The sequence below is a fragment of the Pseudomonas sp. FW215-R2 genome (assembly GCF_058789255.1).
The window spans coordinates 24,965-44,165 of the sequence record NZ_JBYTBO010000002.1 but is presented as its reverse complement, the minus strand read 5'-3'; the positions used below and the strand labels follow the sequence as shown (position 1 = coordinate 44,165).

Below are 19,201 nucleotides of genomic sequence, written 5' to 3'. Positions count from 1 at the left end.
GAACCTCGCTACCGCCTTTCGAACACCTTCCAGAGGCTTGTGTAGCAGAAAATGCGTACACAAGCCTCGGGCTGACGACAACCGGTCTGACCGGCCGCGGTTTACTGTGATTTTCTGACCCGCAGATACCACTCGGAGAGCAGTCGTACCTGTTTGTCGGTGTAGCCGCGTTCGACCATTCGTGTAACGAAGTCGTTGTGTTTCTGCTGATCCTCTTTGCTGGCCTTGGCATTGAAGCTGATGACCGGCAGCAGATCCTCGGTGTTCGAGAACATTTTCTTCTCGATGACCACCCGCAGTTTTTCGTAGCTGAGCCAGGTCGGGTTCTTGCCGTTGTTGTTGGCCCGGGCGCGCAGTACGAAGTTGACGATTTCGTTGCGGAAATCCTTCGGATTGCTGATGCCGGCCGGTTTCTCGATTTTTTCCAGTTCCTCGTTGAGGGCGACGCGGTTGAGGATCTCGCCGGTTTCCGGATCGCGGTATTCCTGATCCTGAATCCAGAAGTCCGCATACAGCACGTAGCGGTCGAAGATGTTCTGGCCGTACTCGCTGTAAGACTCGAGGTAGGCGGTCTGGATTTCCTTGCCGATGAATTCGATATAACGCGGCGCCAGGTATTCCTTCAGGTAGCGCAGATAGCGCTCGCGGGTTTCGGCCTGGAACTGTTCCTGTTCAATCTGCTGTTCCAGCACATAGAGCAGGTGCACCGGGTTGGCGGCGATTTCATGCGGGTCGAAGTTGAAGACCTTGGACAGGATCTTGAACGCGAACCGGGTCGACAGACCGTTCATGCCTTCGTCGACGCCCGCCGAGTCGCGATATTCCTGGATCGACTTGGCCTTCGGATCGGTGTCCTTGAGATTTTCGCCGTCGTACACCCGCATCTTGGAGTAGATGTTGGAGTTTTCCGGCTCCTTCAAGCGTGACAGCACGGTGAACTGCGCCAGCATCTTGAGGGTGTCCGGAGCGCAATGGGCCTTGGCCAGGGAACTGTTGAACAGCAGTTTGTCGTAGATCTTCACTTCGTCGCTGACCCGCAGGCAGTACGGCACTTTGACGATGTAGATCCGGTCGATGAAGGCTTCGTTGTTCTTGTTGTTGCGGAAGGTGTGCCACTCCGATTCGTTGGAGTGGGCCAGCAGGATCCCGGTGAACGGAATCGCGCCGAGGCCTTCGGTACTGTTGTAGTTGCCTTCCTGAGTGGCGGTCAGCAACGGGTGAAGCACCTTGATCGGTGCCTTGAACATTTCGACGAATTCCATCAGACCCTGGTTGGCCCGGCACAGCGCGCCCGAGTAGCTGTAGGCATCGGCGTCGTTCTGCGGATATTCCTCGAGTTTGCGGATGTCGACCTTGCCGACCAGCGCCGAGATGTCCTGGTTGTTCTCGTCACCGGGTTCGGTCTTGGCCACGGCGATCTGGTTGAGGATCGACGGGTAGAGCTTGACCACGCGGAACTGGCTGATGTCGCCGCCGAATTCGGCCAGGCGCTTGGTCGCCCATGGCGACATGATGGTGTTCAGGTAGCGCCGGGGAATGCCGAAGTCTTCTTCGAGGATCGCGCCATCTTCGGTGGCGTTGAACAGACCCAGGGGAGATTCGAAAACCGGTGAACCCTTGATGGCATAGAAAGGCACTCTTTCCATGAGCTGTTTCAGCTTCTCGGCCAGGGAGGATTTACCACCACCGACGGGGCCGAGCAGGTAGAGGATCTGTTTCTTCTCCTCGAGGCCCTGGGCGGCATGGCGGAAATACGACACGATCTGGTCGATGCATTCTTCCATCCCGTGGAAGTCTTCAAAGGCCGGATAGCGGCGGATCACCTTGTTCGAGAAAATTCGCGACAGCCTCGAGTTGGTCGAGGTGTCGAGCAGCTCCGGTTCGCCGATGGCCATTAACAGACGTTCGGCAGCGGAAGCGTAGGCGCTACGGTCTTTCTTGCACAGCTCCAGGTACTCTTGCAGCGAGAGTTCTTCCTGGCGTGTGGACTCGAAGCGTTGTTGGAAGTGGCTAAAGATACTCATGACGTCACCTCGCTCGATACGTGGAGCCGACGCCGGATCACTCAGTCGATGCTGGCAAGCAGCCGCTAAGGCAGCTGTTGTTTACCCCCCAGAACCCCTCCGCGATCGACAACCGCGAAAGTCACTCCCGATGACCCGTGCGCCGGTGTACCGGCTCTCCCCTGTTTTGGATGGCCTGGGCTTAAGGATAGTTGGGAATTCAGGAGGTAAAGGCGAGATACGTAATTAGTTGTGGCAGACCGTTCGTCTGCCACCGCGCGAGCCCACGGGAGCCGGGGCTTGCACGTTACAAAAAAATTATTCGGAGATGCCTTGCGCGGTTTCCGAAGGAAAAGTCGTACGCCACAGCTCGAAGCCACCGTCCATGCTGTAGACGTCGGAGAAGCCCTGGCTCACGAGATACGCCGCGGCACCCTGGCTCGAGTTGCCGTGATAGCAGACCACGACGGTCGGAGCATCGAGGTCGGCCCCCTGGATGAAGGCGTGCAGGGAATGATTGTCCAGATGCTTCGAGCCGCTGATGTGCAGCGCCGCGAATGTGGCTGGGTCACGGACGTCGACCACCACGGCACCTTGCTCGCGCAGGGCCTGGGCCTGTTCCGGGGGGATACGTTTGAATTCGCTCATGGCGGGTTCCTGTGGCTCGGCTGAAAACGCAGTCTAACGCGCAGCGCTGACTGGCGAGGATTCGGTGATCAATGGTGCGACCGGGGGCAGGACGCCGCCGTGTTCGTCGCATTTGCATGACAGCCGTTCAAAGCTGTCGACGTTCATCAGGGTCAGGCTGCCGCCCCACACGCAACCGGTGTCGAGGGCTGAAATGCCGGGTTCATGGACATTGCCTTCCAGCGCCGCCCAGTGGCCGAAAATGATTCGCAGGCCACGGGTCTTGCGCTCCTTGTGCTGGAACCAGGGCTTGTAGCCCGGTGGCGCGGTGTCGAGGCCTTCCTTGCTCTTGAGGTCGAGCTTGCCCTCGGCGGTGCAGAAACGCATGCGCGTGAAATAGTTGGTGATGACCCGAAGGCGGGTGACGCCTTTGAGCTCGCTGTCCCACTTCGCCGGCTCGTTGCCATACATGCCATCAAGGAAGGCCGGGAACAGGTTGTCGTCGCGCAGGGCGGTCTCGACTTCTTCGGCGTACTTCAAAGCCTTGCGCAGCGACCATTGCGGTGCAATGCCGGCGTGCACCATGGCGACTTCACGTTGCTCGTCGTAGTGCATGAGCTTCTGCTGGCGCAGCCATTCCATCAGTTCGGCGCAGTCCGGCGCTGCGAGAATCTCGCGCAGCGTGTCGGACTTCTTCATCCGCTCGATGTTTTTCGCCGCCGCCAGCAGGTGCAGGTCGTGGTTGCCCAGTACGCAGACCAGCGATTCACGCATGCCATAAAGGAAACGCAGGGTTTCCAGCGATTGCGGGCCACGGTTGACCAGGTCACCCACCAGCCACAACCGATCCACTGCCGGGTCGAACGCGACCTGCTTGAGCAGGCACTTGAGCGGTTCGAGGCAGCCTTGCAGGTCGCCGACGGCATACGTCGCCATTAGTGCAGGGCTCCGGGAACGGCGAGGCGGAAGGGTTTGATGATTGCGTCGAAATGCTTGCCGTCGCTGGCGACCATTTCATAGCTGCCCTGCATGGTGCCGACCTTGGTGGTCATGACCGTGCCGCTGCTGTAGGTGTGGCTTTTTCCCGCGTCGATCAGTGGCTGTTGGCCCACCACGCCGGCGCCGCGCACCTCTTCGACATGACCGTCGCCATCGGTGATCACCCAATGCCGGGAGATCAGTCGGGCTGGCTGCTCGCCATTGTTCTGCACGGTGATGGTGTAGGCGAAGGCAAAGCGGTCGTGCTCGGGTTGCGATTGGTCTGCCAGATAGTGAGTTACGACACTGACATCGACCTGATAACGAGGATCAGACATGCAAAAGGCCTTAAGGACAAAGCGGAACGCGGGGTGTCGCCGATGGGTTGAGTCTAGGCAAGTATCGGGCAGGAGACCAGAGCGGTGTCCTGCCCGAGCGCAATGCTTGCCTGTCAGTCGGCAGCGGGTGTTGGTGCGGGCTGTTCGGCGAGCTTGTCGGCCAGGCGTACGAATGCCGCCAGATCAAGCTGCTCGGGACGCAAACTGCCATCGACGCCGGCGGCCTCGATTTCAGCGTTGCTCAGCAATTGCTTGAGGGTGTTGCGCAAGGTCTTGCGACGCTGGTTGAAGGCTTCGCGCACGACGCGCTCCAGCAGGCGATGGTCCTTGGCCGGGTGCGGCAGTACCGCGTGCGGCACCAGGCGGACGATGGCCGAGTCGACCTTCGGCGGCGGGTTGAAAGCACCCGGGCCGACGTTGAACAGGTGCTCGACCCGGCAATGGTACTGAACCATGATCGACAGACGGCCCCAGTCACCACCACCCGGACCTGCGGCGAGACGCTCAACCACTTCCTTCTGCAGCATGAAGTGCATGTCGCGGATGATGCCGGCGTTGTTCAGCAGGTGAAAAATCAACGGCGTGGAGATGTTGTACGGCAGGTTGCCGACCACGCGCAGGCTGTTCGGTGCGGCGTTCAGGGTATTGAAGTCGAACTTCAGCGCATCGCCCTGATGCAGGTTGAAGTTGCTCTTGCCGGCGAACTGCTGGTTGAGGATCGGGATCAGGTCCTTGTCCAGTTCCACTACGTCGAGCTGTGCACCGCTGTTCAGCAGGCCTGCGGTCAATGCGCCCTGGCCCGGGCCGATTTCCAGCATCCGGTCGTCAGGCTTGGCGCTGATGGAGCGCAGAATGCGGTCGATGACGCCGGCATCGTGCAGGAAGTTCTGGCCAAAGCGTTTGCGCGCCTTGTGTTGGTATTGCTCGGTCATAAACGGGTCTCGGCCATCTGGTAGGCGGTTTCCAGGGCGACCTGCAGGCTGCCGGTGTCGATCTTGCCGCTACCGGCCAGATCCAGGGCGGTGCCGTGGTCGACGGAGGTGCGGATGATCGGCAGGCCCAGGGTCACGTTGACCGCTGCGCCGAAGCCTTTGTACTTGAGCACGGGCAGGCCCTGGTCGTGGTACATCGCCAGCACTGCGTCGCAGTGCTCCAGATATTTGGGGGTAAACAGAGTGTCGGCAGGCAGCGGGCCACGAAGGTCCATGCCCTCGCCGCGCAGGCGCTCCAATGTGGGTTCGATGATGTCGATTTCTTCATGGCCCAGGTGTCCACCTTCACCGGCGTGCGGGTTGAGTCCGCAGACCAGGATGCGCGGTTGGGCGATGCCGAATTTGTCTTGCAGGTCGGCGTGCAGAATTCGCGTGACCCGTTCCAGTCGCTCCGGCGTGATCGCATCGGCGATGTCGCGCAGGGGCAGGTGAGTGGTGACCAGCGCCACGCGCAAACCGCGGGTAGCGAGCATCATCACGACCTGGGCGGTGTGGGTCAGGTCGGCGAGGAATTCGGTGTGGCCGGAAAAAGCGATGCCCGATTCGTTGATCACGCCCTTGTGCACCGGGGCGGTGATCATCCCGGCGAAATCGCCGTTCAGGCAGCCATTGCCGGCGCGGGTCAGGGTTTCAAGAACGAATGCGGCGTTGGCCTTGTCCAGTTGCCCGGCAACCACGGGGGCGCTGAGCGGGGTGTCCCAGACATAAAGGCTGTTGGCCGGCGCCGGAAGGTCCGGCCATTGACCGGGCGACACAGGCAGCAGACTGACGGCCAGCCCCAGCTGCGCGGCCCGCTCTTGGAGCAGGTCGCGGCTGGTGATGGCAATCAGGGGATGTGGCTGGGCTTGCGAGGCGAGCAGCAGGCACAGGTCGGGACCGATGCCGGCTGGTTCGCCGGGTGTCAGCGCGAAACGCTTGGGTTTCACTGCGCTGCCTGGTCTGCACCAGGGAGTTTGATCTCTACGTACGCTTCGTCACGGATCTGACGCAGCCAGGTTTGCAGCTCTTCATCGTATTTGCGGTTACGCAGTACGGTCATGGCTTGCTGCTCACGGGCCTGTTCGGTGCTGTCAGTGGCGCGACGGCCAAGGACTTCCAGAACGTGCCAGCCGTACTGGGTCTGGAATGGCTTGGACAGCTGACCCTGCGGGGACTTGGCCATCACGGCGCGGAATTCCGGTACCAGTGCGTTCGGGTCGATCCAGTTCAGGTCGCCGCCGTTGAGGGCAGAGCCTGGGTCTTCCGAGTATTTCTTGGCCAGTTCAGCAAAATCTTCGCCGGCCGAGATGCGGTTATACAGCGATTGAACCAGTTCCTTGGTTTTCGCTTCGTCACGGACCGGACTTGGCTTGACCAGGATATGGCGCACATGCACTTCGTCGCGCATCTGGCTTTCGCCGCCGCGTTTTTCCAGCAGCTTCAGGATGATGAAACCACCCGGAGTGCGTGCTGGCTGAGTGATTTCACCCGGCGACATGCTGCTCAGTTCGCGGTCGAACGGCGGTGGCAGTTGAGCAGCTTTACGCCAGCCCATGTCGCCGCCTTCCAGAGCGTTGTCGCTGCCGGACTTGGCAACGGCCAGTTGACCGAAATCAGCGCCTTGCTTGAGTTGCTGGTAAACCTCCATCGCCTGACGTGCGGCGCTCTGAATTGCTTCAGAGTTGGCGCTTTCCGGGGTCGGGATCAGGATGTTGGCCAGGTGCAGCTCTTCGGACAGTTGCATCTTGCCCAGGTCGGAGGCGAGGAAGTTCTTCACTTCCTGCTCCGATACCTGAATGCGTTCTGCAACACGGCGCTGACGCACGCGGCTGATGACCATTTCCTTGCGGATCTGCTCACGGGCGCCTTCGTAACTCAGGCCGTCGTGAGCCAGGGCTGCGCGGAACTGATCGACAGTCATGTTGTTGCGCTGGGCAATAGTGCCGACAGCCTGGTTCAGTTCTTCATCGGTGATGCGAATACCGGAACGTTCGCCGATCTGCAGTTGCAGGTTTTCGACGATCAGGCGCTCGAGCACCTGTTGATCCAGTACGCCCGGAGGCGGCAAGCCGCCACCGCGCTTGGCGATGGTTTGCTGAACTTCGTGGACGCGTTGATCCAGCTGGCTCTGCATGACCACGTCGTTGTCGACGATGGCCACCACTTTATCGATGGACTGCACCGCGGCGTTGGCCGCGGTACCCAGGAACAGCGCGCCCAGCATCAGCGGGCGCAGACAATCAGAAAGCTTGGTCTTCACGTTGACGATAACCTTGGATGCCTTTGTCGAGGAAGCTCTCTACCTTGGCGCCAGTAAGGCCGCCGAGTCCCTTCAGAACAATTTGTAGGAAGACGCCGTGGTCGCCTTTTTCGTTTTGCGGAGCTTCCTGACTGAACTCGTCGTAAGAAACCCAGTAACGGTTGATCAGGCGCAGTTTCCAGCAGCAGTTGTCGTACTCGAAACCACCGAAGGCTTCCAGTGTACGGTTGCGGTTGTAGTCGTACTGCCAGCGGCTGATTGCGCTCCACTGTGGAACGATCGGCCAGATGACCGAGAAGTCATGCTGCTGGATCTTGTAGTAGTCCTTCACGTAGCCAGGCTGGCCCGGGGTGCCGTAGTCGCCACCACCCACCGACCATTTGCCGGTGTTCTGGTCGTAACGAACCTGGTCGTTGCGATAGCGATAACCGAGGTTGACCACCTTGTTCGGGTTGTCTTCAGGCTGGTAGTGGAACATCGCGCTGCCGGAACGTGGGCTGCGGCTGTCCGGATCCCAGTTGTAGTCGGCAGTGGTGCGCCAGTCGCGGTTCCAGCGGTATTCGTATTCCAGCGCATAAGGCGAAACGTTGGAATGCGCATCGTCGCGGGTCTTTGGATCGATACCTGGCAGTTGGACTTCGCGATCCTTGAAGTACAAGGCCTGGCCGACACTGATGCGTTGACGTTCGAAACCGTCGTCTTCGATCCAGCGGCTGGTCACACCCAACGAAAGCTTGTTCTCGTCACCGACCCGGTCGGAACCGGAGAAGCGGTTGTCTCGGAACAGCGAGGCATAGTTGAAGGTGTATTCGCTGGTGTCGAACACTGGAATGTCTTCCTGATCCTTCTCCGGTACATAGAGGTAGAACAAGCGCGGTTCCAGGGTCTGGCGGTAGTTCTTGCCGAAGTACGACGTGTCGCGGTCGAAGTACAGGCCGCTGTCGATGCTGGCGATCGGCACGCCACGGCTCTGGTTGCTGCCAAAATTACCGTTGACGTATCGGGTGCCGTTCGCTGCTGCGAATGCCTTCTGGACAATGATGTCGTCTTTGCCCTGGCCGTCCAGGTCCAGTTGGTACTGGGTGTACTGGTACTTGAGCGATGGCTTGAGGAAACCATACGTCCAGTTCATCGGCAGGCTGACGCCAGGCTTCAGATTCAGGCGATCGCCGTTGGCACGAGCCAGGCCGGTCACGTTGGTATCCAGGCGTGGCGAGACGGTGCCGTCTTCGTTGACGAAGTCACCGGTTTTCAGATCGCGGTCAAAGCGAACGAGTTCGGTCTCGTAATCGAAGTTCAGGCCTTCCGGGTGGTACGGCAGTTTGCCATTGAAGGTGATCTGCGGCAGGCGCCCGTAAGGTGTGATGTTCGAAACGGTTGCCAGCTGATATTGCTGAGCATTCAGGATGGCGGTGTAGTTATCACCACGGTAGGCAACCAGACCCTGCTGATTCACGAAGTCCTGGCTCTTCACACCGATCTGGTCGGTGGTCAGGTCCTGGAAGTAGTACGGATCGCTGATCTTGGTGTAGTCAACCTGGGTGTACACGCGGGAGTCCAGGCCACCCTTGTGTTGCCAGTTGTACATGTAGCGATTTTTTTCGTAATCGGTCTGCTTGCTGCGATCGGTGTCTTCGTCGTTGAGGTACGCGGCGCCGAACTGACCTTCGCTGGATTTGGTCAGGTAACGGAATTCGCCTTCCACCAACATGCCGCGCTTGCTCATGTAGCGCGGGTACAACGTGGCATCGTAGTTCGGCGCCAGGTTGAAGTAGTACGGGGTGACCAGCGTGAAGCCGGTGTCGCTGCCGGTGCCGATGGTCGGCGGCAGGAAGCCCGACTGACGACGGTCGTCGATCGGGAAATAGATGTACGGGGTGTACAGGATCGGAATGTCCTTGACCCGCAGTGTCACGTTGGTCGCGGTACCGAAGCCGGTGGCAGGGTTCAGGGTGATGTTGTTGCCCTTGAGCTGCCAGGCGTTGCTGTTCGGTTCGCACGTGGTGTACGTGCCGTCCTTCAAGCGGATGATCGCGTTCTCGGCGCGCTTGGCGTACAGCGCGTTACCGCGGATGCGCGACTTGTGCATCACGTATTCGGCGTTGTCGACTTTCGCTTCACCGGTGTCGAGCTGCACATCGGCGTGGTCGCCGACGATCAGCGCGCCATTGTCGCGGATGCGCACGTCGCCCTTGAGTTCGGCGCGGCTTTCGGCCTGGTAGAGGCTCGCTTCCTGGGACTCGACCTGCATGCTGCCCTGACGCAGAACCACGTCACCGGCCAGCGTGCCGACCTGATCTTCGGTGTTATAGCGCGAGGCTTTCGCGCCGATGAAGGTCGGAGCGTCACTTTTATTCGTCTTGTCATTCATGCCAGGACGAATTGGTTCGATATAGGAACCAGAGCAGTAAGGACCTGTCTCGGCCAGTTGGGCGGCGGTGAGCTTCTCGCGCGGAACCCAGTCGAGGTGACTGTAGTCTTCGCTACGGGATTTCAGGCCGCGGCCCTTGGACTCGGTGACCAGCACGGGTTTGGGACCGGAGTCCGAAACGCTGCCGTTCTCGGCCGGGGTTTCGCCGGTGGCGCTGACAGCACTGCCGTCATGCACCGGACGCGGTGGCAATGCAGCCGCCGACGTCTTTGGCGAACAGGCCCAACCGCCCGTAGCCGAGACGGCGCAGTCATACTGCTCGGCGGCGACAACGAATGAACTGGCCAGAGGTTGCATAGCCAGCAGACTGCCGGTTACCAACAACGGAAATTTTTTACGAAACGCGGGGGATTTCAATGCCATCTTATTAGTCCGGGCTTCCTGCGTGCCATCTGCCCGCGGTGTGGGCCGCACGCCTCTCGATGGTCTGAAAAAGATGCTGGATAATAAAGCATGACCCGCTTGACGGCTAGCGCCGTCGGAGACCCTTGCAATGCCTGACCAAGATGTACGCTTGCAACACCTGAAAGTTTGGCTCGATGAGCAGTTGGCAACCCTTTTTGCCGATCAGGGCTGGGGTGTCGTACCCCCGGCCACGTTGACTGCGGCCAGCAGCGACGCGAGTTTCCGCCGTTATTTCCGTTGGGAAGGCGCCGGTCGCAGTTTCGTCGTGATGGACGCACCGCCGCCCCAGGAAAACTGCAAACCGTTCGTGGATATCGCCTTTTTGCTGGCGAAATCCGGAATTAACGTGCCGAAAATTTATGCCGAGGACCTCGAGCGCGGATTTCTTTTGCTCAATGACCTGGGCAACAAGACCTATCTCGACGTGATCGACAGCGAAAATGCCGATGCATTGTTCAGCGATGCCTTGCAGTCGCTGCTGGCATTTCAGCAGTTGCCGATGGTGGCACCGCTGCCGAGTTATGACGTCGCACTGTTGCGTCGCGAGCTGGAACTGTTCCCCGAGTGGTACGTGAAACGCGAACTGGGTGTGGAATTCGACGCCACGCAACAGCAGCAATGGCAGCAGGTCAGCGATCTGCTGATCGACAGCGCGCTGGCCCAGCCAAAAGTGCTGGTGCACCGCGACTACATGCCGCGCAACCTGATGCTCAGCGAGCCGAACCCCGGCGTGCTGGATTTCCAGGACGCGGTGTACGGCCCGGTGACTTACGACGTGACCTGTCTGTTCAAGGACGCCTTCCTCAGTTGGCCTGAAGAACGCGTACGTGGCTGGCTGGAAAACTACTGGCAGCAGGCGGCAGCGTTGAACATCCCCGTGCAGCCGGACTTCGAAGACTTCCTGCGCGCCAGCGACCTGATGGGCGTGCAACGTCACCTCAAAGTCATCGGTATCTTCGCCCGCATCTGTCACCGCGACGGCAAGCCGCGCTACCTCGGCGATGTGCCGCGCTTCTTCTCTTATATAGAAGCGGTGATTGCCCGTCGTCCGGAATTGGCGCAACTGCAGGCATTGCTGGTCAGCCTGCGTGGCGGAGTGACTGCATGAAGGCAATGATTCTGGCGGCCGGCAAAGGCGAGCGCATGCGCCCGCTGACCCTGACCACCCCAAAACCGCTGGTGCGTGCCGCTGGCGTACCGTTGATCGAGTACCACCTGCGTGCCCTGGCGGCGGCGGGTTTCAGCGACATCGTGATCAACCATGCCTGGCTCGGTCAGCAGATCGAAGATTACCTGGGCGACGGTTCGCAATTCGGCCTGAGCATCCGTTACTCGCCCGAAGGCGAACCTCTGGAGACCGGTGGCGGTATCTTCCGCGCCTTGCCGTTGCTCGGTGACGAAGCGTTCCTGGTGGTCAACGGTGACATCTGGACCGATTACGACTTCAGCGTGCTGCACCAGCCGATCACCGGGCTGGCGCATCTGGTGCTGGCGGACAATCCGGCCCATCACCCGACGGGCGATTTCTGTCTGGTCGGCGACCAGGTGCAGGACGGGCAACCGGAGACGGCGACCCTGACCTACAGCGGCATCGCTGTGCTGCACCCGCAATTGTTCGATGGCTGCACGGACGGCGCCTTCAAACTGGCACCGTTGCTGCGCAAAGCCATGGCGGACGGGCAGGTGAGCGGTGAGCGACTGAAAGGCCACTGGGTCGATGTCGGTACGCACGAGCGTCTGGCTGAAGCCGAAACCTTGATAGAAGCGAGTCGCTGATATGTTGTGGCCAGGGACTCTGATTGGAGCCGGAGCGGGTTTTGCTATCGCCAGCATTCCGGGGGCCATGCTTGGGGCTTTGTTGGGGCAGGCGCTGGATCGGCGCCTGCATTTGCAGAGCTGGGGGCATTTGCGGGAAAAACTCGGCGGCCAGCCGATGCTGCGCAACGACGAGTTGTTGTTCGTCTTGCTCGGGCGTCTGGCCAAGAGTGACGGGCGGGTCACCGACGGTCATATCCAGCAGGCGCGTCAGGAGATGCGCGCGCTGGACATGAGCGAGCCGGCGCAGCGCCGGGCCATTGCCGCGTTCAATCGCGGCAAGTCCGGCGGGGATCGCCTGCGCGGTTATCTGCGGCGTCTCAGCGCTCAGCCCCATGCGGCCGAAGGCGTGTTGCGCGCCTGCTGGCGGATGGTCTGGGCCGATGGCCGGGCCGGCAGCAGCGAACGCGAACTGCTGGCGCAATGGGGCAAGTGGCTGGGCTGGACGACTCACCAGATTCAGGCGCTGGCAGCGGATTACGAGCCGAACAAGCGCCCGATCGTCAGCGCAGCGGTGAGTTATCAGGATGCGATGCGCCTGCTCGGCGTGTCGGCGACCAGCGAACCGGCACAGATCAAACGCGCCTATCGTCGCCTGCTCAGCCGCCATCATCCGGACAAGGTGGCCGGGACCGGTGCGACGGCGGCCCAGGTACTCGAGGCAACTGAAAGAACTCGCGACTTGCACAATGCCTACACATTGATTCGCGAGCGGCGGGATTTCCGCTAGACGAAAAAAAAGATCGCAGCCCAGGCTGCGATCTTTTTTTGTGCGGTCGGTCAGTCCGGGTTTTGCGGATTCAACCAGCCGCGCACCCGGCGGAACAATTGTTCCTGCTCGGCCTTGTTGTCGGGCAACGCCTTGAGCGCGACCTGGCTGAACGCCGACGTCTTCAAGCGCTTGCTGGCCTGCAAACGCTCCAGTGCGGCGTTGCGATCCAGCAGCTTGTCCGTATAGAAGATATCGGCGGTCGGCAGCTTCAGCAGTGGCGTCAGTTCTGCCAGTTCAGGCTTGGCCTTGGGCGGCACTTGCGCGGCGACCATCACCAGTTTTTCCACTTGTGCCGTCTGCTTTTCGTTCAGGAAGCGCGCGGCCCAATAGGCACCGGTGCCGTGCCCGAGCACCACGATGCTGTGCGCGCCTTGCTGTTCGGCGTAGGCAATCGCTGCGTCGATGCGGGCGAAGATTCGTTCGGCGTCGGCCTTGGCCTGTTCTTCGGTGGTTTCGGCGACGACCTTGTCCGCCACATCCGCTTCACCGCCAGCGGCTTGCTCGATCGGTTCGGCAGTGGTCGAATCCTTGCTGCCTGCATCGGCGGTTTTCGGCGCTGCGGGCGCTTCGATCACGCGCGGTGCGATGGCATCGCTTTGCAGGTCGGGCAGGGTGATACTCAGGCTGTTCCACTCGACGTCCGGCAATTTACGCCGCAGCGGGCCGATTGCCTGGGGCCAGTCAGCGGTTTCGCCGGCGCCGGGGATGAGGATCACCACGCCTTTGGGGTCAGCCGTGTTGGCCGGTTTCCACAGCGCGAGGAAAGTGTCGCTGCCGGCCTGCAACTGTTGCTGTTCCTGGGCCGGGACTTTGCGTTCGAGTGCCGAGGCTTCTTCCTGACTACGCTCAAGCAATGGCTGGCGTTCGACCGGTTTTTCTTCGGCGGGTTTTTCCGCTGCTGCGGCGGGTGCCGGATCGGCGGCTTCGACGGAAAACGCACAAGGCAGGATCAGCGACAGGCACAATGCTGGCATTGCCAGGCGAGAGACAGGGGGCATCGGTTATTCCAGGCCAGAAAGTATCCCGGCAGCCTAATGGGTTGGTCAGAATTTGTCAGTGTATGGGATTTCAATGATGCGTTTTTGCTGCCTGTGGGTTATCGGCTGTCTGGCGTTTCCCTTGATGGGGTGGGCCGCGCCTGCGCCGCCGAGCCATGTTGCGCAGTTGTCGGCGGGCCAGCAACAGTGGCTGACCCAGCACAATGAATTGCGCGTCGGCCTGATTCTTCAGGCACCGTACGCGCAATACGACCGGCGCTTGCAGCGGCTGTCCGGGGCCAATGTCGAGTTGATGAAATGGATGGCCAAGGCCCTCGACATCGAACTTAGCTGGCGCAACTTCCCCGATCTGGAACAACTTGAAGCCGCCGCGCGGGACGGCGAAATCGATATTGCGCCGGGCCTGACCCAGACGCCCGGCTCGCTGCGTCTCTGGCAGTTTTCCGATCCCTACATGCGCGTGCCGCAACTGGTGGTCAGCGACCAGAAAGTGAGCAGTTCGGTCGAGCTGGAAAAACTCGACAGCCAGGCCCGGGTCGCCGTGCGCATGCCCAGCGTCACCGCCGATTACTTGCGCGGCAATTATCCCCACTTGAATCTGCAAGGCGTGCCGCTGGAGCGTCAGGCGTTGCAGTTGCTGTTGAGTCAGCAGGCGTCTTACGCGGTGGTGGACGAAGCGCAATTGGGGCGGCTGTCGACAGAACCGGAGTTTGCCGGGCTGGTCGTGGTCGGCGACATTGGTCTACCGCAGCTGCTGCGGGTCGCCACCCGTCGTGACTGGCCGGAGCTGGCCGGGATTGTCGAAAGTGCCTTGCGGGCGATCCCGGCAAAAGATCTGGAGCGCCTGCACACCCAATGGCTGCAACCCAAGTACCCGCGGCTTTCGGAGTCGCCGGGGTTCTGGCAGAACCTGAGCCTGTTGTTCGCCGTGTTGCTGCTCAGTTGTGCGGCGATCGTCTTCTGGCAGCGGCGCCAGCAACACAGCCTTGAACAACGCCTGCTCGCCGCCCGGGAAGACATCGCCCTGCGCGCCGCCAGCGAAGAAGCCCTGCGCCTGACCCAGTTTTCCATCGACCAGAGCACCGTCGGCATCCTCTGGGTCAACTGGGACAGCCACGTGCGCTACGCCAACCGCGCGGCGGAACACATGCTCGGTTATCCACAGGGCGCGCTGATCGAGCGACCACTGATCGACTTCGAACCCGGCCTGCACATGGATCGCTGGCTCAACCTGTGGAAACGCGCCCGGGCCAGTGAGGAAGGGCCGCTCAGCTTTGAAACGAGTTGTGTGCGCGCCGATGGCAGCATCCTGCCGGCGGATGTGTCGTTGAGTTTTCTGCGCTTTCGCGACAGCGAATATCTGGTGGTTTATCTCACTGACGTCACCGAACGCCGGCGGGCCCTGGCCGCGTTACAGGAAAGCGAGGCGCGCTTGCAGGGCATCGCCGCCAACGTGCCGGGGCTGGTGTTCCGCCTGGAGCGGGCGCCGGTGACCGGGCAGATCGACTTTGCCTACATCAGTGAGGGCAGCGAAAGTTTGGTGGGCTACGCGCCGGCCGCCATCGCTCATCGCGACATGGGCCTGCGCAGCCTGGTGCACCCGGACGACAAGGCCGGTTATCACCAGACTCAGGACCGGGCGCTGGACACCGACAGCGACTGGTCGTGGCAGGGGCGGATCCTTACGCGACAGGGCGAACAGCGCTGGGCCGAGATCAAGGCCATCACCCGGCAACTGGAGGACGGCGCCTACGTCTGGGACGGCATCGTCTGGGACATCACCGAAAGCAAGCGCATCGAACTGGAACTGGCGGCATCGCGCGAACAGCTGCGCGAACTGTCGGCGCACCTCGAAAGCGTGCGGGAAGAGGAGAAGGCGCGCATCGCCCGCGAGGTTCACGATGAGCTGGGGCAGATGTTGACGGTGCTGAAACTGGAGACATCGATGTGCGAACTGGCCTACGCGCAACTCGATCCGGGTCTGAACGAACGCCTGAACAGCATGAAGCGCCTGATCGCCCAGCTGTTCCAGTTGGTGCGCGATGTGGCGACGGCATTGCGCCCGCCGATCCTCGATGCCGGGATTGCCTCGGCAATCGAGTGGCAGGCCCGGCGATTCGAGGCGCGTACGCAGATTCCGTGTCTGGTGCAGGTGCCGGACAATCTGCCGCCGCTGAGCGATGCCAAGGCCATTGGCCTGTTCCGCATCCTTCAGGAAGCGCTGACCAACGTCATGCGCCATGCCCAGGCGCATACTGTGGAACTGACGCTGGCGCTCGAAGGCGCCGATTTGTGCCTGACAGTCAGCGATGATGGCGTAGGATTTGTCGCCGCTGCGGGCAGGCCAACATCCTTTGGGCTGGTGGGCATGCGTGAGCGGGTGTTGATCATGGGCGGTCAGTTGTCACTCGACAGCGAACCGGGCGAGGGCACCACACTGAGCGTGCGGGTGCCATTGGATGAGGAGAAGTAAGTGATCCGTGTACTGGTAGCCGAAGACCACACCATCGTTCGCGAAGGCATCAAGCAATTGATCGGCCTGGCCAAGGATCTGCAAGTGGTGGGGGAGGCGAGCAATGGCGAGCAGTTGCTTGAAACCCTGCGCAGTGTGCCGTGCGAGGTGGTGCTGCTGGATATTTCCATGCCCGGGGTCAACGGGCTGGAAGCGATTCCGCGTATCCGCGCACTGAACAATCCGCCGGCGATTCTGGTGCTGTCGATGCACGATGAAGCTCAGATGGCCGCCCGCGCGCTGAAGGTCGGCGCCGCCGGGTATGCGACCAAGGACAGCGATCCGGCGCTGTTGCTGACGGCGATTCGCAAGGTCGCGGCGGGCGGGCGCTACATCGATCCGGAACTGGCCGACCGCATGGTCTTCGAAGTCGGCCTGACCGATACACGACCGCTGCATTCGTTGTTGTCCGAACGCGAATTCTCGGTATTCGAGCGCCTGGCCCAGGGCGCCAACGTCAACGACATCGCCCAGCAACTGGCCCTGAGCAGCAAGACCATCAGCACCCACAAGGCGCGGCTGATGCAGAAGCTCAACATCACCTCACTCGCCGAGCTGGTGAAGTATGCGATGGAACACAAGCTCCTTTAATCCGCATATCCAATAACGACAGGCGCTTTTGCCGGTTCCTGCGGCTGGAACTTCAGGGCTCGCACCTGACGTGTCCAAACGCGCCATCCTTGTAGGGCAATCCCTACCCCCGGCCTTCCATCCGGCTGAGGCGATTCTCTCCTGCGCCCCGATTTGCGTGACCGCAAGCAGCCACTAGGCTTAATCCCACAGCAGTCATCAATAACAAAGGTGTGGGTATGAGCCAGGTCGAATCAAACGCAGGGGCCAGTGATGTGCTGGTCAGCTTTCGTGGAGTGCAGAAGAGCTACGACGGCGAGAACCTGATCGTCAAAGACCTCAACCTGGACATCCGCAAGGGCGAGTTCCTGACCCTGCTCGGGCCGTCCGGCTCCGGCAAGACCACCAGCCTGATGATGCTCGCCGGTTTCGAAACACCGACCGCCGGTGAAATCCTCCTGGCCGGGCGGGCGATCAACAACGTGCCGCCGCACAAACGCGACATCGGCATGGTGTTCCAGAACTACGCGCTGTTTCCGCACATGACCGTGGCCGAGAACCTGGCGTTCCCGCTGACCGTGCGCGGTCTGAACAAGAGCGACGTCAGTGACAAGGTCAAGAAAGTCCTGAGCATGGTGCAGCTCGATGCCTTCGCTTCGCGCTATCCGGCGCAGTTGTCCGGCGGCCAGCAACAACGTGTGGCGCTGGCCCGTGCGCTGGTGTTCGAGCCACAACTAGTGCTGATGGACGAACCCCTCGGCGCCCTCGACAAACAGCTGCGCGAACACATGCAGATGGAAATCAAACACCTGCACCAGCGCCTCGGCGTGACCGTGGTCTACGTGACCCACGACCAGGGCGAAGCCCTGACCATGTCCGACCGCGTTGCTGTATTCCATCAAGGTGAGATCCAACAGATCGCCCCGCCGCGCACCCTCTACGAAGAACCGAAAAACACCTTCGTCGCCAACTTCATCGGCGAAAACAACCGCCTCAACGGTCGCCTGCTCAGCCAGAGCGGCGAGCGCTGCGTGGTCGAGTTGGGGCGTGGGGAAAAGGTCGAGGCGCTGGCGGTCAACATCGGCCAGACCGGTGAACCGGTCACCCTGTCGATCCGTCCGGAGCGCGTCAGCCTCAACGGTTCGAGCGATCAATGCGTCAACCGCTTCTCCGGGCGGGTGGCCGAATTCATCTATCTGGGCGACCACGTCCGGGTGCGCCTGGAAGTCTGCGGCAAGACCGACTTCTTCGTGAAACAACCGATTGCCGAGCTCGATCCAGCGCTCGCAGTCGGCGACGTGGTTCCGCTTGGCTGGCAGGTCGAGCACGTTCGTGCACTCGACCCACTTCTAGAGGCGCATTAATCGCCCCGGCAATACCAACACCAACCCTGCACGTGGAGAGAACAATAAATGTTGAGATCCCTGAAGTTCACAGCCCTGACCCTGGGCCTGATGGGTGCGGCAAGCGCAATGGCCGCTGGCCCGGATCTGACCGTGGTGTCGTTTGGCGGGGCGAACAAGGCGGCGCAAGTCAAAGCCTTCTACGCACCGTGGGAAGCAGCAGGCAACGGCAAGATCGTCGCCGGCGAGTACAACGGTGAGATGGCCAAGGTCAAAGCCATGGTCGACACCAAGAGCGTGTCCTGGGATCTGGTAGAGGTTGAATCGCCGGAACTGTCCCGTGGCTGCGACGAAGACATGTTCGAGCAACTCGATCCTGCGCTGTTCGGCAAGACCGAAGACTACGTCAAGGGCGCGATCCAGCCGTGTGGCGTGGGCTTCTTCGTGTGGTCGACCGTGCTGGCCTACAACGCCGACAAGCTGAAAACCGCACCGAGCAGCTGGGCGGACTTCTGGGACACCAAGAAATTCCCGGGCAAGCGCGGCCTGCGCAAAGGCGCCAAGTACACCCTCGAATTCGCACTGATGGCCGACGGTGTTGCGCCGAAAGACGTCTACAAAGTGTTGGCCAGCAAAGATGGTCAGGATCGCGCATTCAAGAAACTGGACGAACTCAAGCCAAGCATCCAGTGGTGGGAAGCCGGCGCCCAGCCGCCGCAGTACCTCGCCTCCGGTGACGTGGTCATGAGCTCGGCCTACAACGGCCGGATCGCGGCGGTGCAGAAAGAATCCAACCTGAAAGTGGTGTGGAACGGCGGCATCTACGACTTCGACGCATGGGCCATCCCGAAAGGTCTGGACGCCAAGCGTGCGGAAGCGGCGAAGAAATTCATCGCCTATTCGGTGCAACCGCAACAGCAGAAGACCTATTCGGAAAACATCGCCTACGGCCCGGCCAACACCCAGGCTGTACCGCTGCTGGCCAAGGATGTCCTGAAAGACATGCCGACCACCCCGGAAAACATCGCCAACCAGGTGCAGATCGACGTCAGCTTCTGGGCTGACAACGGTGAGCAACTGGAGCAGCGCTTCAATTCCTGGGCTGCGAAGTAAGGCGTGATGCCTACGCGGCGTCACCCCAAGGGTGACGCCGTCATTCAAAAGATTTCCGGAGTACG

16 protein-coding genes are annotated in these 19,201 nt (G+C 61.0%); 7 read left to right on the top strand and 9 right to left on the bottom strand.

Translation table 11 applies throughout. From position 1 onward, the window contains the following. Positions 1–101: 101 nt before the first annotated feature. From AC3WRD_RS02735 to AC3WRD_RS02700, 8 genes are all read right to left on the bottom strand, one after another. Positions 102–2,024 (bottom strand): PrkA family serine protein kinase, encoded by a 1,923-nt coding sequence (locus AC3WRD_RS02735; protein WP_096817891.1) that lies wholly within the window; start codon positions 2,022–2,024, stop codon positions 102–104. Between the two features lie 297 nt (positions 2,025–2,321). Further along, complete coding sequence (gene glpE, locus AC3WRD_RS02730) at positions 2,322–2,651, bottom strand: thiosulfate sulfurtransferase GlpE (protein ID WP_102619787.1); 330 nt, start codon at positions 2,649–2,651, stop codon at positions 2,322–2,324. 33 nt (positions 2,652–2,684) lie between these two features. Further along, entirely contained in the window at positions 2,685–3,566 is an 882-nt protein-coding gene (locus tag AC3WRD_RS02725; RefSeq protein ID WP_102619788.1) for a symmetrical bis(5'-nucleosyl)-tetraphosphatase, read from the bottom strand. Beyond that, positions 3,566–3,946 carry a Co2+/Mg2+ efflux protein ApaG gene (gene apaG / locus AC3WRD_RS02720; RefSeq protein WP_096817894.1) on the bottom strand — a complete coding sequence of 127 codons (381 nt, stop codon included), beginning with the start codon at positions 3,944–3,946 and terminating at the stop codon, positions 3,566–3,568. The genes AC3WRD_RS02725 and apaG overlap by 1 nt, the downstream gene beginning before the upstream one ends. A gap of 113 nt (positions 3,947–4,059) precedes the next feature. Then, positions 4,060–4,878, bottom strand: a complete 819-nt coding sequence (gene rsmA, locus AC3WRD_RS02715; RefSeq protein WP_096817896.1) for a 16S rRNA (adenine(1518)-N(6)/adenine(1519)-N(6))-dimethyltransferase RsmA — start codon at positions 4,876–4,878, stop codon at positions 4,060–4,062. Further along, complete coding sequence (gene pdxA, locus AC3WRD_RS02710; RefSeq protein WP_102619789.1) at positions 4,875–5,864, bottom strand: 4-hydroxythreonine-4-phosphate dehydrogenase PdxA; 990 nt, start codon at positions 5,862–5,864, stop codon at positions 4,875–4,877. The genes rsmA and pdxA overlap by 4 nt, the downstream gene beginning before the upstream one ends. Then, the gene (gene surA / locus AC3WRD_RS02705) at positions 5,861–7,177 is read right to left on the bottom strand and encodes a peptidylprolyl isomerase SurA (protein WP_146013067.1); all 1,317 of its coding nucleotides are present in this window, start codon (positions 7,175–7,177) and stop codon (positions 5,861–5,863) included. The genes pdxA and surA overlap by 4 nt, the downstream gene beginning before the upstream one ends. Next, positions 7,158–9,971 carry an LPS-assembly protein LptD gene (locus AC3WRD_RS02700; RefSeq protein WP_102619790.1) on the bottom strand — a complete coding sequence of 938 codons (2,814 nt, stop codon included), beginning with the start codon at positions 9,969–9,971 and terminating at the stop codon, positions 7,158–7,160. The genes surA and AC3WRD_RS02700 overlap by 20 nt, the downstream gene beginning before the upstream one ends. A gap of 130 nt (positions 9,972–10,101) precedes the next feature. On the opposite strand from AC3WRD_RS02700, the gene AC3WRD_RS02695 reads away from it, so the two are divergent. The 3 genes from AC3WRD_RS02695 to AC3WRD_RS02685 are packed head-to-tail and all read left to right on the top strand — an operon-like array spanning position 10,102 to position 12,558. Further along, positions 10,102–11,121, top strand: coding sequence for an aminoglycoside phosphotransferase family protein (locus AC3WRD_RS02695; RefSeq protein ID WP_102619791.1), 1,020 nt, complete (start codon positions 10,102–10,104; stop codon positions 11,119–11,121). After that, a complete protein-coding gene (gene murU, locus AC3WRD_RS02690; RefSeq protein ID WP_102619792.1) occupies positions 11,118–11,789 on the top strand; it encodes an N-acetylmuramate alpha-1-phosphate uridylyltransferase MurU in 672 nt (223 codons plus the stop codon). The genes AC3WRD_RS02695 and murU overlap by 4 nt, the downstream gene beginning before the upstream one ends. Position 11,790: 1 nt before the next feature. Next, positions 11,791–12,558 carry a TerB family tellurite resistance protein gene (locus AC3WRD_RS02685; RefSeq protein WP_102619793.1) on the top strand — a complete coding sequence of 256 codons (768 nt, stop codon included), beginning with the start codon at positions 11,791–11,793 and terminating at the stop codon, positions 12,556–12,558. Positions 12,559–12,608: 50 nt separating this feature from the next. Here AC3WRD_RS02685 and AC3WRD_RS02680 read toward each other — a convergent pair whose 3' ends face one another. Further along, on the bottom strand, positions 12,609–13,598 hold the full coding sequence (locus tag AC3WRD_RS02680; protein WP_102619794.1) for an alpha/beta hydrolase family protein: 990 nt from the start codon (positions 13,596–13,598) through the stop codon (positions 12,609–12,611). Positions 13,599–13,671: 73 nt separating this feature from the next. Here AC3WRD_RS02680 and AC3WRD_RS02675 point away from each other — a divergent pair, with 73 nt between their 5' ends. The 4 genes from AC3WRD_RS02675 (at position 13,672) to AC3WRD_RS02660 (ending at position 19,136) form a co-directional block, all read left to right on the top strand. Further along, positions 13,672–16,071 (top strand): PAS domain-containing sensor histidine kinase, encoded by a 2,400-nt coding sequence (locus tag AC3WRD_RS02675; RefSeq protein WP_096817909.1) that lies wholly within the window; start codon positions 13,672–13,674, stop codon positions 16,069–16,071. Beyond that, complete coding sequence (locus AC3WRD_RS02670; protein ID WP_003228820.1) at positions 16,072–16,701, top strand: response regulator; 630 nt, start codon at positions 16,072–16,074, stop codon at positions 16,699–16,701. A 218-nt stretch (positions 16,702–16,919) separates the two neighbouring features. After that, a complete protein-coding gene (locus tag AC3WRD_RS02665) occupies positions 16,920–18,044 on the top strand; it encodes an ABC transporter ATP-binding protein (protein WP_085667439.1) in 1,125 nt (374 codons plus the stop codon). A gap of 48 nt (positions 18,045–18,092) precedes the next feature. Continuing rightward, positions 18,093–19,136, top strand: a complete 1,044-nt coding sequence (locus AC3WRD_RS02660; protein WP_096817911.1) for a polyamine ABC transporter substrate-binding protein — start codon at positions 18,093–18,095, stop codon at positions 19,134–19,136. Positions 19,137–19,201: the final 65 nt, after the last annotated feature.

Bases quoted from the DNA above. Each gene is read 5' to 3' on its own strand.
- AC3WRD_RS02735 (WP_096817891.1), bottom strand. From the start codon at position 2,024: ATGAGTATCTTTAGCCACTTCCAACAACGCTTCGAGTCCACACGCCAG.
- glpE (WP_102619787.1), bottom strand. From the start codon at position 2,651: ATGAGCGAATTCAAACGTATCCCCCCGGAACAGGCCCAGGCCCTGCGC.
- AC3WRD_RS02725 (WP_102619788.1), bottom strand. From the start codon at position 3,566: ATGGCGACGTATGCCGTCGGCGACCTGCAAGGCTGCCTCGAACCGCTC.
- apaG (WP_096817894.1), bottom strand. From the start codon at position 3,946: ATGTCTGATCCTCGTTATCAGGTCGATGTCAGTGTCGTAACTCACTAT.
- rsmA (WP_096817896.1), bottom strand. From the start codon at position 4,878: ATGACCGAGCAATACCAACACAAGGCGCGCAAACGCTTTGGCCAGAAC.
- AC3WRD_RS02700 (WP_102619790.1), bottom strand. From the start codon at position 9,971: ATGGCATTGAAATCCCCCGCGTTTCGTAAAAAATTTCCGTTGTTGGTA.
- AC3WRD_RS02695 (WP_102619791.1), top strand. From the start codon at position 10,102: ATGCCTGACCAAGATGTACGCTTGCAACACCTGAAAGTTTGGCTCGAT.
- murU (WP_102619792.1), top strand. From the start codon at position 11,118: ATGAAGGCAATGATTCTGGCGGCCGGCAAAGGCGAGCGCATGCGCCCG.
- AC3WRD_RS02685 (WP_102619793.1), top strand. From the start codon at position 11,791: ATGTTGTGGCCAGGGACTCTGATTGGAGCCGGAGCGGGTTTTGCTATC.
- AC3WRD_RS02680 (WP_102619794.1), bottom strand. From the start codon at position 13,598: ATGCCCCCTGTCTCTCGCCTGGCAATGCCAGCATTGTGCCTGTCGCTG.
- AC3WRD_RS02675 (WP_096817909.1), top strand. From the start codon at position 13,672: ATGATGCGTTTTTGCTGCCTGTGGGTTATCGGCTGTCTGGCGTTTCCC.
- AC3WRD_RS02665 (WP_085667439.1), top strand. From the start codon at position 16,920: ATGAGCCAGGTCGAATCAAACGCAGGGGCCAGTGATGTGCTGGTCAGC.
- AC3WRD_RS02660 (WP_096817911.1), top strand. From the start codon at position 18,093: ATGTTGAGATCCCTGAAGTTCACAGCCCTGACCCTGGGCCTGATGGGT.